This window comes from Oscillibacter ruminantium GH1 (assembly GCF_000307265.1).
GTDB lineage: Bacteria > Bacillota > Clostridia > Oscillospirales > Oscillospiraceae > Oscillibacter > Oscillibacter ruminantium.
On record NZ_DF158901.1, the window covers coordinates 114,500 to 128,646 of the forward strand.

General features: G+C 44.6%; 15 protein-coding genes and 2 tRNA genes. 10 read left to right on the top strand and 7 right to left on the bottom strand.

Going from position 1 to position 14,147, the window contains the following annotated elements:
* Nucleotides 1-27 precede the first annotated feature (27 nt).
* The 4 genes from ON16_RS14235 to ON16_RS14250 all read right to left on the bottom strand — a co-directional run bounded on the left by ON16_RS14235 (nucleotide 28) and on the right by ON16_RS14250 (nucleotide 4,335).
* Nucleotides 28-1,365 (bottom strand): TRAP transporter large permease, encoded by a 1,338-nt coding sequence (locus ON16_RS14235; protein ID WP_040664307.1) that lies wholly within the window; start codon nucleotides 1,363-1,365, stop codon nucleotides 28-30.
* A gap of 15 nt (nucleotides 1,366-1,380) precedes the next feature.
* Nucleotides 1,381-1,902, bottom strand: coding sequence for a TRAP transporter small permease (locus ON16_RS14240; protein WP_040664068.1), 522 nt, complete (start codon nucleotides 1,900-1,902; stop codon nucleotides 1,381-1,383).
* Nucleotides 1,903-2,038: 136 nt separating this feature from the next.
* Nucleotides 2,039-3,106, bottom strand: a complete 1,068-nt coding sequence (locus ON16_RS14245) for a TRAP transporter substrate-binding protein (RefSeq protein WP_040664070.1) — start codon at nucleotides 3,104-3,106, stop codon at nucleotides 2,039-2,041.
* Between the two features lie 182 nt (nucleotides 3,107-3,288).
* On the bottom strand, nucleotides 3,289-4,335 hold the full coding sequence (locus tag ON16_RS14250) for a LacI family DNA-binding transcriptional regulator (protein ID WP_040664072.1): 1,047 nt from the start codon (nucleotides 4,333-4,335) through the stop codon (nucleotides 3,289-3,291).
* A gap of 501 nt (nucleotides 4,336-4,836) precedes the next feature.
* On the opposite strand from ON16_RS14250, the gene ON16_RS14255 reads away from it, so the two are divergent.
* Nucleotides 4,837-4,924 (top strand) — tRNA-Ser (locus ON16_RS14255).
* Between the two features lie 42 nt (nucleotides 4,925-4,966).
* Nucleotides 4,967-5,059, top strand: a tRNA-Ser gene (locus ON16_RS14260).
* A gap of 195 nt (nucleotides 5,060-5,254) precedes the next feature.
* Here ON16_RS14260 and ON16_RS16375 read toward each other — a convergent pair.
* Nucleotides 5,255-5,389 (bottom strand): tryptophan-rich sensory protein, encoded by a 135-nt coding sequence (locus tag ON16_RS16375; RefSeq protein ID WP_081579730.1) that lies wholly within the window; start codon nucleotides 5,387-5,389, stop codon nucleotides 5,255-5,257.
* A 175-nt stretch (nucleotides 5,390-5,564) separates the two neighbouring features.
* Between ON16_RS16375 and ON16_RS14265 the strand changes: the two genes are divergently transcribed.
* The 3 genes from ON16_RS14265 to ON16_RS15190 all read left to right on the top strand — a co-directional run bounded on the left by ON16_RS14265 (nucleotide 5,565) and on the right by ON16_RS15190 (nucleotide 6,771).
* Complete coding sequence (locus tag ON16_RS14265; RefSeq protein WP_040664074.1) at nucleotides 5,565-5,777, top strand: cold-shock protein; 213 nt, start codon at nucleotides 5,565-5,567, stop codon at nucleotides 5,775-5,777.
* Between the two features lie 108 nt (nucleotides 5,778-5,885).
* Complete coding sequence (locus ON16_RS14270) at nucleotides 5,886-6,404, top strand: CarD family transcriptional regulator (protein WP_040664077.1); 519 nt, start codon at nucleotides 5,886-5,888, stop codon at nucleotides 6,402-6,404.
* 1 nt (nucleotide 6,405) lies between these two features.
* Complete coding sequence (locus ON16_RS15190; RefSeq protein ID WP_051131801.1) at nucleotides 6,406-6,771, top strand: hypothetical protein; 366 nt, start codon at nucleotides 6,406-6,408, stop codon at nucleotides 6,769-6,771.
* A gap of 239 nt (nucleotides 6,772-7,010) precedes the next feature.
* On the opposite strand, the gene ON16_RS14280 is transcribed toward ON16_RS15190, so the two are convergent.
* Together ON16_RS14280 and relB are read right to left on the bottom strand one after the other, a co-directional pair.
* The gene (locus tag ON16_RS14280; protein ID WP_040664080.1) at nucleotides 7,011-7,280 is read right to left on the bottom strand and encodes a type II toxin-antitoxin system RelE family toxin; all 270 of its coding nucleotides are present in this window, start codon (nucleotides 7,278-7,280) and stop codon (nucleotides 7,011-7,013) included.
* Nucleotides 7,280-7,498 carry a type II toxin-antitoxin system RelB family antitoxin gene (relB, locus tag ON16_RS14285; protein WP_040664313.1) on the bottom strand — a complete coding sequence of 73 codons (219 nt, stop codon included), beginning with the start codon at nucleotides 7,496-7,498 and terminating at the stop codon, nucleotides 7,280-7,282. Before relB ends, ON16_RS14280 begins: the two co-directional genes overlap by 1 nt.
* Nucleotides 7,499-7,827: 329 nt before the next feature.
* Here relB and ON16_RS14290 point away from each other — a divergent pair, with 329 nt between their 5' ends.
* The 5 genes from ON16_RS14290 to ON16_RS14310 all read left to right on the top strand — a co-directional run bounded on the left by ON16_RS14290 (nucleotide 7,828) and on the right by ON16_RS14310 (nucleotide 13,888).
* Nucleotides 7,828-8,289, top strand: a complete 462-nt coding sequence (locus ON16_RS14290; protein WP_040664082.1) for a hypothetical protein — start codon at nucleotides 7,828-7,830, stop codon at nucleotides 8,287-8,289.
* Between the two features lie 183 nt (nucleotides 8,290-8,472).
* Nucleotides 8,473-8,652, top strand: coding sequence for a helix-turn-helix domain-containing protein (locus ON16_RS14295; protein ID WP_040664085.1), 180 nt, complete (start codon nucleotides 8,473-8,475; stop codon nucleotides 8,650-8,652).
* Between the two features lie 174 nt (nucleotides 8,653-8,826).
* Nucleotides 8,827-11,280: an AAA family ATPase gene (locus tag ON16_RS14300; RefSeq protein ID WP_040664087.1), complete on the top strand. Its 2,454-nt coding sequence runs from the start codon at nucleotides 8,827-8,829 to the stop codon at nucleotides 11,278-11,280.
* 34 nt (nucleotides 11,281-11,314) lie between these two features.
* Nucleotides 11,315-12,367, top strand: coding sequence for a nucleoid-associated protein (locus ON16_RS14305; protein ID WP_040664090.1), 1,053 nt, complete (start codon nucleotides 11,315-11,317; stop codon nucleotides 12,365-12,367).
* A 36-nt stretch (nucleotides 12,368-12,403) separates the two neighbouring features.
* Complete coding sequence (locus ON16_RS14310; RefSeq protein WP_040664093.1) at nucleotides 12,404-13,888, top strand: hypothetical protein; 1,485 nt, start codon at nucleotides 12,404-12,406, stop codon at nucleotides 13,886-13,888.
* The last annotated feature ends 259 nt before the right edge of the window (nucleotides 13,889-14,147 follow it).

A 14,147-nucleotide genomic window follows, 5' to 3' on the forward strand; every position in this document is an offset into this window, starting at 1 on the left:
TTCAGATGATATCCTTCCTCAAAGAGCTTACGCACCCACAAAGAGCATGCTGGCCGGAGCAGCGGTCAAACCCAGCGCGGTGGGCAGAGCCATGGACAGCGCGGGAATAAACGTGACAAACAGCAGCGCTACGATCACGACGCCGAAGAACGGCAGAAGCATTCGGATGACCTGCTCGATCTTGACATTACCGATTTTGCATCCGGCGAACAGAATTGCGCCCACCGGAGGAGTGATGGTGCCGACGCACAGGTTCATGACCATCATCAGACCGAAGTGGACCGTAGTCATACCGAAGCTCTGGACGATGGGCAGGAAAATCGGAGTGAAGATCAAAACGGCGGGAGTGGGGTCCATAAACGTACCCACAATCAGCAGAATCAGATTCATGATGAGCAGAATGACAATAGGGTTGTGGCTCAGACCCAGCATTCCGTTGGCGATCATCTGGGGAATCTTTGCAAAGGACATGACCCAGCTCATGATGGAGGACACGCAGACCAAGAACTCCACCACGGCCGTGGTCTTCACAGAGCTGAGCAGAATCTTGGGCAGATCCTTGAACTTGATATTGCGGTAGATCACGCCCAGAACCAGAGAGTACACCACGGCGATGGCGGAGCCTTCTGTGGCGGTGAAAATACCCTTGAGAATACCACCGATGACGATGACGATCAGCAGCAGGCTGGGGATGCCCTGCCACAAGACTTTCAGCGTGGTGGACAGGGAGTAGTGCTCCTTGCTGATGTATCCCCGCTTTTTCGCCATAATGGCGGTGAGGATCATGCAGCCGATGCCCCACAGGATACCCGGCACATAACCGGCCATGAACAGCGCGGCAATGGACACGGAACCCGCCACGGTGGAATAGACGATCATGATGTTGCTGGGGGGAATCATCATGCCGGTCGGGCCGGAAGCAATGTTCACAGCGGCGGAAAACTCGCTGGCATAACCCTCTTCTTCTTCCATGGGGCGCAGAATGCTGCCCATAGCAGAGGCGGCGGCCACGCCGGAACCGGAGATGGCGCCGAAGAGCATATTGGCGACAATGTTGGTCTGAGCCAGATCGCCGGGCAGCCGGTGGGCTACCAACCGGGCGCAGCCAATCAGCCGCTTGGCGATGCCGCCGTTATTCATAATGTTGCCTGCCAGCACAAAGAAGGGAATTGCCAGCAGGGAGAAGGAATTCGCGCCGGTAAAAAACCGCTGCGCCGCAGTGATCATTGCCTGATCGAAGGGGAGAATGACCAGAATAGAGGCGGCGGAGCTTGCACCGATGCTCAGACCGATGGGAAAGCCCAGTGCCAAAGTGATCACGATGCCGATCACCATAATTAGGCCGGCTAATGCAGCTTGACTCATCATTTCTCCGCCTCCTTACATCGTGCCGGCGGTGCCATCGCTGGACCGGGCCGTGTGATTTTTGTATTCCTGCACTGCGAGAACGCAGTTATAGACAGCGTAAAACAGGGTAATGACGCCGCAGAACGGCACGGCGATGTAGATCACACCCATGGGGATCTGCAGCGCGGCGTCCACGGTACCCATCTGATTCAGGGCGCCCTTCAGGCCGCCGTGGATCATGACTGCACCGGCGAAAACCAGCAGTGTGAGATTCGTCAGAATCTCCACGGCCAGACGGACCGGCGGATTCATGCGATCCTTCAGAACCGTGATGTCCAGATGCTCCCGCAGACCAAACACATAGGCGCTGCCAAACATAATCATCCAGACAAACAGGTATTGAGCAAGCGTTTCGGAAATTGCGCTGGGCTTGTTAAAGCAGTAGCGGGTGATGACCTGATAGGTCACCAAAACGGTCATGATCGCCAGAATGATGATGCAGCACCACTCCATGATTTTGTCGATGCCGCGCTTAACGGTCGAAAGTATTTGCATAAGAAAGGTTCCCTCTCTTTCATAATGGACGAGATCGCCAAAGCGACCAACGTAAATGGGAATGGGGTTTGATCCTTTTAGTAGGGGAGGCCCGCAGAACCTGCGGGCCTCCGTTTCTGCGAAAAATCGCTTGAAATTACCGCTGCTCCTGAATAGCGGTGTAGATGGCCTTGGTCATATCGCTGCGATTGGCGACTTCCTGAATGAAGTCCTTGAGGTTTTCCTGGAAGGGAGCGATGTCAACCTTGGTAATGGTGACGCCCAGCTCGTTCTCGCACTTGGCATAGTACTCGTCGCGCAGCTGCGCAGACAGGGTGAACATGGTGTTGACAGATTCGGTGGCGACTTCCTTCAGAGCCTTCTGGTCAGCCTCGCTCATACCCTTAAGCAGGTTGGTGTTGATAATCAGTTCATCGGGAATCATCAGGTGGTTGGTCTCAGAGAAATAGGGAGCAACCTCATACTGCTTCAAATCCGTGTAAGTAATGATGTTGTTTTCAGCACCGTCCAGAGTACCGGCCTGAATCGCGGAGTACACATCGCCCTGACCCATGGGAGTGCCCACGCCGCCCATGTTGTTCATCATCTGAACCATGGTGTCGGACTGCATGACGCGGATCTTCATACCGGCCAAGTCGGCGGGAGAGGTGACGGGCTTTTTGCCATACACGCAACGGGGCCCGAGGCTGTAAGCAGCCAGCACGGTAAAGCCGGAAGACTCCGTGGTGGCATACAGCTCGTCCAGCGCGCCGGACTGGAACACCTTCTGCTGGTGGTCAACGCTGTCGTATACATAGGGGCAGCCGATAATGGCAAAGTCGGAGTTCACGTTCTCAACCAGAGAGTTGGCGACGACGGCCATTTCCACAGCGCCGGTTTCAACCAGCTCCAGAGATTCCTTCTGGGGGCCCAGCTGCTCGTTGGGATATACCTCGATGGAATAGCGGCCCTCGGTGGCGTCATAGAGCTTGTCGCTCAACTCCACTACCGTCTGTGCCTCGGGGTTGTCGATAGACTGGTTGAAGGAGCACTTGAGAACGGTCTGGCCGATCTTCGCGCCATCTGTGGCTGCGGCAGACGAGGCCGTGGCACCACTGCCGGATGCCGCGGCACTGCCGGCGGCGTTGCTGCTGCCACATGCGGCAAGAGAAAGCGCCATGGTGCCTGCCAATAATGTTGCAAGAGCGGATTTTTTGCTGAACATACTCTTTTCCTCCTTAAATTTTGGATCTTGCCTATTTATATTGTACCGACGTTTGCCGGAAACAACCTTTGTTCATCCCAGATCAATGGGTAAAAAAGGAGATTTGCTTATGAAACCGTTTCATGAAACCGATTTCATTTTTCTCCAAAAGAAAGACTTCCGACCTCTTAAGCCGAAAAGTATTAGCCGGAAACTGTGGAACCACGAATAATCAGCCGGTTCGGCAGCTCTTCGTAGACCGGCCCCACTGGGCCTGTGCCTTGAATACGCTTGAGCAAAAGCTCCGCAGAGCGACGACCTACTTCCCAAGAATCCTGCGTAATCGTGGTGATTCCGGGGGGGATCAAATCGGCCCAGCCCCAGTCGTCGAATCCACAAACACCAAAATCCTTGCCGATGCAGATGCCCGCCTGCTGAATGCCTTGCAGCATATGGAGCATGGCTACGCCGTTGACGGCAAACACCGCCAGACGCTGACCGGGGTATCGTGCCTGATAGGCCCGAAGTTTTTCCACGCAGTCCGCCGTGCTATCCAGTTGAAATTGATACAGGCGCTCTTCGCCCGCGAGATGAAAATTCTCCCGCATCGCGTCGCAATATGCTTGAAACCGAAGAATTCGGGGCGCGACATTGCGGTTGCCCTGCGTAAAAAACGCAACCTGTTCGTACCCCAGCCCCCGCAGATAGGTGATGCACTGATAGGTGACGTGATAGTTTTCGGTGGCCACAGTATCAATCATCCCCGCAGCCGACAGACACCGATCCGCCAATACGAGAGGAATGCCCTTTTGATACAGGGAGAGCAGATACTCATCGTTCTGCCCGGTGGTGTTAACGATCAGGCCGTCCACCTGATTTTCCAGAAGATCCTGAATACCGGTGCGTTCCCGTTCCGGGTCGTCCTCGCTGTCCACCAGCAAAAGCTGGTAACCCGCCTGTGTACACACACTGTTGATGCCCTTGACGATGATGGACGAAAAGGGGCTGGAAATATCACTGACCAGACACCCCAGCATGCGGCTGTTTCGCGCCTTCAAACTCTGGGCAATGCGATTGGGCCGGTAGTTGAGTTCCTCAATCACCTGGTGGATACGCTGCCGGGTGTCTTCGGAAAGAGCGTCGTACCGCTGGTTTAGGTATCGGGAAACCGTCGTTTTAGAAACGCCGGCCTGCGCCGCCACTTGATCAATGGTCACGCGCTTTTCCTGTTGTTCTCCTTTTCCCGGCATTTCATCGCTCCTTATCCATTCTGAACTCCGCCCTATTCTAATTTTATGAAACCGGTTTGTCAACGCTTTTTTAGCAACTTAAAATAAATTTGTCGTATTCGACGACTTGCTTTTGTGGTTTTTGTGCAGTTCTCCAATTTCTCTTTGCAAGTTTGGAATGAAAGGGCTTGTACTCTCCCGCAAACACAATTGCACGTTTTTTCAAAAACCGATTAGAACAATTGATAATTTCCGCGCGGCGTTCTTGCGGTACATCTGCAAGTGCCGCTCCGTGCCGACTCTTTCCGGCGCAGACGGATTACTGTTTCGAAGCCTCGGCTTTTCATGCGGCTTTAGCGGTTCTCGCTGCGCGGCAAAAGCCCGCGCGCTTTTAACAAGGCACGAGGATTTGGCGTGGTGCGCCGACGGAAAGTCAGACTTTTCTCAGAATCTTGTTGACAAACTTCTCACAGCTGTGCTATGATATTCAGGTCTTCTGGGGAGATTTATGCCTTTCCCGATGGAGAGATGTCCGAGCGGTTGAAGGAACCGGTCTTGAAAACCGGCGACGCGAAAGTGTCCGTGGGTTCGAATCCCACTCTCTCCGCCACATTTTTCTTTGATTTTCAACAGGAGATACAACTTGACAGATGGAGAAGTACCCAAGTGGCCGAAGGGGCTCCCCTGCTAAGGGAGTAGTGTGGCTAAAACCGCAGCGAGGGTTCAAATCCCTCCTTCTCCGCCAAAGTACCGTAAAATTGCTTTTAAAGTAATTTTACGGTACTTTTTTGCTCAGAAACGTAATAAATTTGTATTTCCCTAACTTGGAGAATCTTCGCAGGAATACTAAACGGACCTGAAAAAAACGGTTCTATACAGTACACGGTAAAGTACATGGGTAAAGTACAAATTTCTGGATAGGTCTTGGCTTAAGCAAGTTCTACTTATTAAGTAAGCAAATTGAAATATTTAAGTATCCTGCAAATGTCACCCATATTAGATAAGGAATCAACAGAACCCCTGCCTTCATAGAAAAAGCCCAAAATTTTTTTATTGTGATTAGCTGGAGTTCCATTTGGTTATCTTTTAAATTCTTTGGAATCACAAGTTGACAATTGAAATTGAATATGTTATAATAAGGAAGCTCAATATAAATTCTTTGTATTCACATATTTTGTAAGACATTGTTTTGATGTTCTGCAAAATGTGTGAATTTTATTTTATATTGAGTCAATTTAAGGAGGTACCGAATGAATAGTGGTACAGTAAAGTGGTTTAATTCTGAGAAAGGCTTTGGATTTATTTCAAATGACAATGGCGGAGAGGACGTATTCGTTCATTTTTCAGTGATTGCATCAAACGGCTACAAATCTCTTGAAGATGGACAAAAGGTAACTTTTGACATTGAACAAGACCCGAAAGATGGCCGTAAATTCAGAGCAGTTAACGTTCATATCGCATAACAGAACAGCCAGGCTGATGACGCGGAACAGGATTATGTTTCGCGTCACCGTCCTATTATGGGGTTTTCGCTTATGAATGTTATTGACAAACTTAGGAGGTAACGCGAAGTGTATCAAGTTGGAGATCTGGTCTTCTACGAAAGTACCGGTGTATGTAAGGTGATAGGTATTACTACACGAACAGTAGAGAGACATCATCAGGTGAATTTCTATGTTTTTAAGCCGCTATATCAGCAAAATTATATAATTTTGGTTCCCGTTAATATTACAAAAGTGTTTATACGCCCAATTATTTCAGAAGGCGAAGCAAATAGGCTGCTTGATCTGATTCCAACAATTGCAACAAAGGCCTATTATAACTGCAAATTAAGTCAACTCTCCGAACATTATGAGACGTTTCTGAAAACACATGAGTGTTTGGATCTAATAAGGCTGACAATATCTATCTATGATAAAAAGCAAATTGCAGATCATATGCAGCGAAAATTTGGTTCTGTAGATGAGAAATATATGAGACGCGGAGAAGACCTTCTATTTGGAGAATTAGCTGCTGCGCTTAACATCTCTAAAAATGAAGCAGCTGAACATGTGGCCGCACAAATAAAATTGGATCGAGGGGTAAGTTAAAATGAATGTCATACATGAACAGGTAAATCATATGAAATTTGGAACTGGGACGATTACTGCGCAGGATTCATCAACCGTGACGGTCAAGTTTTTAAAGGAATATGGATCAAAAAAGTTTCTTTATCCCTCAGCCTTTATATTTTTTCTTAATCTGAGTAACCCATCTATAAATAAACGGATGAGCAATGAGCTGAAGTTGATTCAAACTCTTGCGGAAACAGCGCGGAATAACCGCCTTGCAGAAGAAAATAAGCGAACTTTACTTGAACAGAAAGCCGCATCCAAGAAAAAGGCTCCTGCAAAAAAGCGCCTGCCTAAAAAGTCTTCGCCCGAAAAGGAGGCGACAGTTGCTATAATTGCTGTTTAGTGTACCATTCCTTTTCTACCGAAGATACGCAAAAGAAAAGGTCGTTCGAATCCCTGCCGGATCACCACATTTTTCCCTAGAGCTGCAATGGCTCTAGGGATTTTTGCTATTATCAATTCATATCAAATCAAGTCATAAAAACGCAATTAATAGGAACAAAAATTGAAAAATAGGAACACTTCTGGGAACACTATTTTGGAAAATAAAAGCCGCTCCATTATAGAGGCGGCTCAGAGGGGTCAGTTTTTATAGATCTCACTCCGATGGCCTATACTCAATACCAGAACGATAATTTTTTCATCCTGTATCTCTGCAAGTATGCGGTAGTCGCCCACTCTGTACCGCCATTGGCCGCTTCTGTTTGCGGTAAGCCCTTTTCCATGCTGGCGCGGATCTGAGCATCCCTCAAGGTTCTTTCTCAGCCATCCGACGATAAGAGCCGCTGTGTGCTTATCCAGCTTTTTTAATTGCTTCATTGCCTCTCCGGTCAGTTCAACGTGAAAATTCATCACAGGCCCAGCGCCCTTTCCGCTTCATCAAGAGAGTACGTTGCCGGGTTTGCTCTGTACTCGGCCATAGCTTTTTCATAGGCTTTCAAATCGTATTCGTCCTCAATACGCTCAACGACAGACTGCCGTACAAGTTCGGAAATCGTGATACCGTTCATTTCAGCGTATTTCTTGAAAAGCATGGAATCCGCCTCATTCAGCCTCAAGGAGATAGTCATGCTCTCGCCCCCTTTCATTGCGTAATACATTGTATTACATTGTATGCAGCATGTCAATAGTGTTTCCATCGCTTCACTTTTTTCTCCTTAATTTTTTTTAAATGCTGTCTGCGTAGATGGCCAAACCGGGACAAAGAAGGGAGAGAGGCGAGCCAAAGAGCGCCGGCCTGCCGGGCCGGCTCACGGAGAAAGTCACCTCGCCTCTCTCCCCCCGCTGCGGCGGGTCCCCTCTCTCACCACTCCGACTTTCTCTCGTAAAAAAATTGGGCATGGTTCTGTAAGGCGGAGCCGATCTGACGCCGCCTTGTGGTTTCTGGACTGATGAAATTTTGGGGAAATCGCCCCGCTGTAAGGCTGATGTTATTGAAACCCTCAAGGCAGGCCTACAGCTTGCCATCGGTACGCAGGATGATGACAGCTTCAACGAAGCGGCGGTCCAAAACCGTATCGCAGAGCTGCAGAGCGTGATGATGGATTTGGTGGAACTCAGCTCCAAGTCCAGTGCTGGTGCAGATTATTTCGATGCCAAGTTTGAGGAAATCGCAGCGGAGATAAAGGAACTGCAGGGGCAGCTTGGAGAACACCAAGAGCAGACTATGCTCGCCCAAAACACACAAGCCCGAATTCACGAACTGCTTTACATGATGGAACATACCGATCTCAGCCTGAAAGAATACCGGGAGGATGTGGTCAAGGCCGTGATCAACAAGGTGGAGGTCTTACCTGCCGACCGCATCCGGATTACCTTTAAGGGAAATATGGAAATGGAACAGGAGCTGCCGGGTGAATAAAAATAGCAGGAGAAGCCGCCACAAATGCTGGCGGCATTTCTCTTTGGGCAGACTTTTTGCTATTTTTCAATTCGTTTCACCATAATACTGTGAATATTTCCATAATTTACACGAATCTGATTGCTTTATTCGCCGCTGCGATATATAATATATACAATATTTATTCGGCAAAGGAACGTTTTAATGGACTATATGACAGCGAAAGAAGCAGCGGAAAAATGGGCAATCACTCCACGCCGGGTACAGGTGCTTTGCGCACAGGGAAAAATACCGGGCGCTATTCGGTTTGGGGTTACTTGGGCAATACCCAAGGATTCGGTGAAGCCCAAAGATGGTCGATATAATAAGAATAAGACAGAATAGAACAGATTAATGTATCTAATAGATTGAGTGTTTAGAATATTTTTGTTGCTGAAGTGACGTCATGGGGGGCATCAGGCATCAGAACAAATGATGGGTTATCTTTATCAGGCTAAGCCATATGAGGCAATCGATGGTTTGGGGTACAGAATTTAGAGTGTGACAGGAGGGATGGATATGGCTACTGCAATTGAAAGTATGACCGGCATTCGCATTAAATCAGATTTTTTTAACAGTTCTACTGATATGCCTATTTTCCCAGTACACAGTAAACCGTCAAAATGCAATCGCGTAGCTCTGTTGTATGGCAAGAACGGCAGTGGTAAGAGCACCATTGCACAAGGGTTTCGTGAATATTGCAGTCCTTCTGTCTCCCCAGCATCACCAGCAATAGAATTGAAGCCCATTGTTGATATATCAGATATAAAAATTACAACTTCCGAGCATACGATTGGCGACCGGGAGAAATTTTGGGTATATGATGAAAAATATGTAGAAGAAAAAATTAAAATTGAAGGTAGCGGGTTAGGATCAATTGTTTTGTTTGGCGAGCAGATTGAGCTTGCGCAACAAATCGAAACAGTGGATGCAGAAATAGAGCAGTTGCGTGAACAAGAAAGTGCGCAGCATATAGAATGCGAAAAATATACGAGATCAGCTAATGTAACTTCGCCCGCATACTGGATGGCCCAGATAACGTCAATTCTTCGCCAGAAGAGTGGTTGGGCTGAAACCGATTCAAAAATTAAAGGCAACAAAACAAACAGCACCGTAAATGAAATTCTAATTGACCGAATTGGTGTCATAATCCCAACAGGTACCGAAGATGAGGTAAAGGCAGAGTTTGATAACCACTATGCCTTGTTCATCAGTACAAGCCAAAGCTCAGATCAACTTCGCCATGCTTCTCAGATTCCTATTGAGATTAACCTTGAAGCCGATTCTCAATCATTGCTTAGCCAAGTCGTTCAAAGGCCATCGTTAACACAAAGGGAATGTGAACTGCTGAGCATCTTTAACGTCGGTGGTATTACGTCTGCACGTACATTTTTATCAAACAGTTCTAATATCGTTTGTCCTAATTGCTTGCAGACAATTAGCGATGATTATAGAACGGAAATTCTACAGCACATAACAAATATTCTTAATCGTGAAGTAGAAGATTTTCAGGCCAAACTGAAAAAATTATTGCAATCAACAGTAGATATTGCAAATTACCAATGCTATAGCGTTCTGAATCCCACCACTTTTAGCATGACTCAAAACATGATACTCGCTTACAACAAAGCAATCGAAGCACACAACAATATAATTCAGCAAAAGACTGATAACCCTTTTGAGCCTCTAAATTACGATATTAGCTCAATTGGATTAAATAAAGCTTTTGAGGCTTTGACTCTTGCAATAACAACACTGAATGCTGAGATAGAACCTTATAACAATACTATCCAAAAGCGAGAAGATACTGAAAAAGCACTACTTAAATTGAATGATATGCTCGCTCATTACACTATCTTAGACAACTATACCCAGCTTCAGGCTCAACGCAAAGCAAAGGCTGAAGCTGATGCACTGTTAAAGTCAATTAAGGATAAAAAATCTGTTAAAGAACGTGAAAAAATACAGTTAGATTCTCTACGGAAGAATTTTCAGATTGCAGCTGATAAAATTAATCAGTCACTTGAGTATATTTTCTTTTCTAAAGATAGATTGTCATTGGAACTTGGCGCTGATCAATTGTATCATCTTAAGGTCAACGGTCATCCCGTTGAACCCAGCAAGGTTTCCTGTGGAGAACGGAATGCTCTTGCCCTTTGTTACTTTTTTACAGAGATATCAAGGAATATGGATGCAACCACGATATATTCGGATGAAGTGTTCTTGGTGATCGACGATCCTGTTTCAAGTTTTGACATAGAAAACCGAATTGGTATTTTGTCTTTTTTACGCTGGAGGTTAGAGCAAGTTCTTGAAAGTTGTGCAACAACAAAAGTATTTATTATGACGCACGACATTAGTGTTGTATTTGATTTGGAGAAAGCCCTTCAAGAAATCTCCAGACACTGTGAGCAAAACTCTGTGAACGCAGAGTTTAATATCTATCATCTTGATAATAAAAAAGTTGTTCCATTTAGCTATAAAAAACATAACGAATACACCCAACTACTATGCAGGGTTTATCAATATGCTACCAATACGAGCGATAACGACTTAGATTTGGTTATTGGAAACGTGATGCGGAGGGTATTAGAGGCGTTTGCGTCGTTTTCCTATAAAAAAGGAATTGAAGACGTTAGCCTTGACCAAGGGGTTCTTGATACCTTATCGGATGAAACATCAAAGAATTACTATCGGAATTTAATGTACCGTCTGGTTCTTAATGGAGAAAGCCATTTCTGCGAGAATATTCAGAGTGCTCCTGAAACATTTTTCTTTACACATCTCTCAAAGGAAGAAAAGCAACGTACAGCAAAAGATATCTTGTGTTTTATATATCGATTGAATAGACCACACATCTTAGCGCATTTGGCCTCCTTTGCCGATGCAGAAACTAATTTGCAACACTGGAGTTCGAATATTTGCACTTTTATTAAACAGGTTAATGCTGAAAATAGTACAGCCGCATTGTAATAACCGTATCTCAACATAAAAGGAGGAAGTCACTATGCAAATTGCGCAAAAATCTATTCGGATAATTGATTACGAGCAACATCGAGTTTTGTCAAGAGAAACTCCTGAAGCGTTTGAGGCATATGTAACCGAGTTGATAGAGCACATCAGAAGCAACGATTCCGTTCGGGAATATAAGACACGATCAAATGCAACCGAAGTTATTGGTAGCATTTTAACTGTTTGCGCAAATCAGACGGATGCCACATTGGTTTCATCCAAAATGGATGGGATGGCAAATAGATTATTATTAAAGGAAGTAGCCGCCCAAGAACGTATTGCACGCACTCTCACAAATGTTCAAAAAGGCAGTCTAATCCAAGCATTGCTTTTTGATGAAGATGCTAACAGCTACGTTTACCTGCTAGCTAAGGTGCAACATTCCGAGTGGGTTGATGATGCTGACTTCACCTTTAAAACGGGGTTTTCAAAAGACAAGAAGACGATATGGAAATCGTGTCTGATTGATTTAGTAGACTTAACTGCTAACGAGTTTCATGCTAAAATATACTCAGATACAATCGCCAAATATTGGAGCGATGATTTTTTGGAGTTAGATGAGATGAATAGCGATGAATCTAACACGACACGTGCTTTCAAAGCAATTGATGCAACGCTGAATCAAAATTTCCGTGGCATTTCCAGTCCAGATCATACGATCATTAGAAATGGCTTTGTTTCATATCTCAAAAACAATGACCATATTGATTTCCCAACAATGGTTGATGCAGTTTTGGGTAATTATCAACCCGTAGATCCTGAACTCCGGCCAGATAAAATACAATTTATAAAAGAAAGGCTTTTAGAACAGCCAGAAAAAAGAAAGTTTGATCGCCAATTTAATGCTATCAACAGTGCCATTAACGCTCGCATCAGAAAAGTCTATCCTATCAATGATGGTATCGACTTAAAGGTTACTCGCGACATAGAGGATTTATCAGGAACGATACAATCCGTAGAAGAAAATGGAGTGAGATACATACGAGTTAGAACAAATAACGAGGACACTTATAGAAAGTTCTTACTAAGTCCTGTTATTAGGAACTGACACATATAATAGTAAAAGTGTGAAAGGAGTTGTAATATGAAACTGTTTTCGGAAATTAAACGTATTTTTCAGTGTGACGAAATAAGCATCTCTGAACGTATGAACACGGTAGAGGCTTCATTTACAACCTCCGTTCGTTGTTTTCCTGAAACAATCTTAATTCAATCTGTCTGCGCTCTTGTTCCTAGCAGAGATATAATGACTCTTTCTTTCAGAAATGACAGTGGAGATATTATACCAATTACGAGTCGGCAGAAAGATTTACCTGATTTATCTTTGCTGCTTGATGGATTAGAAGCAGACGATAGTATCGAAGTAAAAATTCAAATTGACAAGACCGTATCATCAAATAAATTCTCAATATTTCATTTTGAAACATTTTCAAATGATTTACTTGGTCACTCCCTTGTCGATATTCTTAGTTGGTTTTCTTCTCTTTTAACCTCTCAAGAGTTTCTTGTATTTGAGGTGTTTGACTTTGACATCATGTTCTCAACTGGAACGCTGGCATTTGTATCTAACGAGAAGTCGGAGTTCAGATCAAAATTGAATAGGATTCAACGACTACGCATATGTAAAGAAACAGCCTATTTTTATAATATGAATAGCTATGAAATAATCCCGGAGGACTTTGCAATTGATGGAATTGAACAAAACGCTGGGTGCTTTAAAGAACTTTTTGGAAAACTTGCAACCATTCTTTCATTAATATATACAGCTTCATCTGCATCAATTATTGATACATCGCTTGCCATTCAAATTAGCGGACAGAGAACTATGTCTTACTCCTTACAGCTTGATGGAATTGATGAAAATTTTGAGTGGCTTCAAATTTATACTTGGATATTTACAGATGGCAATCCTACCGATAAGGCACTCATTGCGCACAATGTTATTAGTCTACATTGCAAATATGCCAACTTACTTGATATAGATGAAAAAGTCTTTGATTCAATTAAAACGAATTACAACCTCTACTTGAGAAATAATGTTGACCGCTACCTTGACTTAAAACGAGATATTTCGAAGTTCATTCGGGATGTAGTAGCACAGGTTGGGGATTATGCTGTAGCAATTCTAAATAAATTCAAAGCTAATCTAATTGCGATCTTTGGGTTTCTCTTTACGGTTGTTTTAACAAAGGTCGGTGCCACACAGAAATGGGATAACATTTTTTCGAGGGATACCATTTACATTCTTGAACTTGTGATAATTGGCTCAATAGTTTATTTGGGAATTTGCTTTTACGAAGCTCATCTAAAACTAACGAAGACAAAACAGGCATATACCGCACTTAAGAAAAACTATAGTGACATTCTCTCTGAAGCGGAAATTAAGGAGGCATTTGGAGAAGATAAACTTTTGGTGGATACAGAAAAGTTTGCCCGTAAAAGAATGATTATATGGTCAGTTATTTGGGGAGTGTTATTAATTGTCACAATTGCCGTTATTGAGCTATTGACAGAGAATCGGGGAGTATTTGCGTGGCTGCTCCAGAAACTCTTACAAAAAACTTCATAGTATAAAAAGCATTGGTCTTTAAAGCAATGCTGCCAGCATAGAGCATTAATTTATTAACACAAAATACCCAGTTAAGCCACCGGCTTGAAGCTAGACAAGAATCTCGTACTCACATTTTGGGGGACGGTTTGCTTTATGTGTGCGCTGAAAGTCTGCATCTATTTTGACCGAATGACACAAGTACCGGCAATTGCTCTTTTGGAGCAGTTGCCGGTACTTTTTAATTTATTATGATAAGCTGTGAATAGCGGATAAGTAA

Excerpts from the sequence above, each read along its gene's own strand:
- ON16_RS14235 (WP_040664307.1), bottom strand. The coding sequence starts at position 1,365 with ATGAGTCAAGCTGCATTAGCCGGCCTAATTATGGTGATCGGCATCGTG.
- ON16_RS14240 (WP_040664068.1), bottom strand. The coding sequence starts at position 1,902 with ATGCAAATACTTTCGACCGTTAAGCGCGGCATCGACAAAATCATGGAG.
- ON16_RS14245 (WP_040664070.1), bottom strand. The coding sequence starts at position 3,106 with ATGTTCAGCAAAAAATCCGCTCTTGCAACATTATTGGCAGGCACCATG.
- ON16_RS14250 (WP_040664072.1), bottom strand. The coding sequence starts at position 4,335 with ATGCCGGGAAAAGGAGAACAACAGGAAAAGCGCGTGACCATTGATCAA.
- ON16_RS16375 (WP_081579730.1), bottom strand. The coding sequence starts at position 5,389 with ATGGAACTCCAGCTAATCACAATAAAAAAATTTTGGGCTTTTTCTATG.
- ON16_RS14265 (WP_040664074.1), top strand. The coding sequence starts at position 5,565 with ATGAATAGTGGTACAGTAAAGTGGTTTAATTCTGAGAAAGGCTTTGGA.
- ON16_RS15190 (WP_051131801.1), top strand. The coding sequence starts at position 6,406 with ATGAATGTCATACATGAACAGGTAAATCATATGAAATTTGGAACTGGG.
- ON16_RS14280 (WP_040664080.1), bottom strand. The coding sequence starts at position 7,280 with ATGAATTTTCACGTTGAACTGACCGGAGAGGCAATGAAGCAATTAAAA.
- relB (WP_040664313.1), bottom strand. The coding sequence starts at position 7,498 with ATGACTATCTCCTTGAGGCTGAATGAGGCGGATTCCATGCTTTTCAAG.
- ON16_RS14295 (WP_040664085.1), top strand. The coding sequence starts at position 8,473 with ATGGACTATATGACAGCGAAAGAAGCAGCGGAAAAATGGGCAATCACT.
- ON16_RS14300 (WP_040664087.1), top strand. The coding sequence starts at position 8,827 with ATGGCTACTGCAATTGAAAGTATGACCGGCATTCGCATTAAATCAGAT.
- ON16_RS14305 (WP_040664090.1), top strand. The coding sequence starts at position 11,315 with ATGCAAATTGCGCAAAAATCTATTCGGATAATTGATTACGAGCAACAT.
- ON16_RS14310 (WP_040664093.1), top strand. The coding sequence starts at position 12,404 with ATGAAACTGTTTTCGGAAATTAAACGTATTTTTCAGTGTGACGAAATA.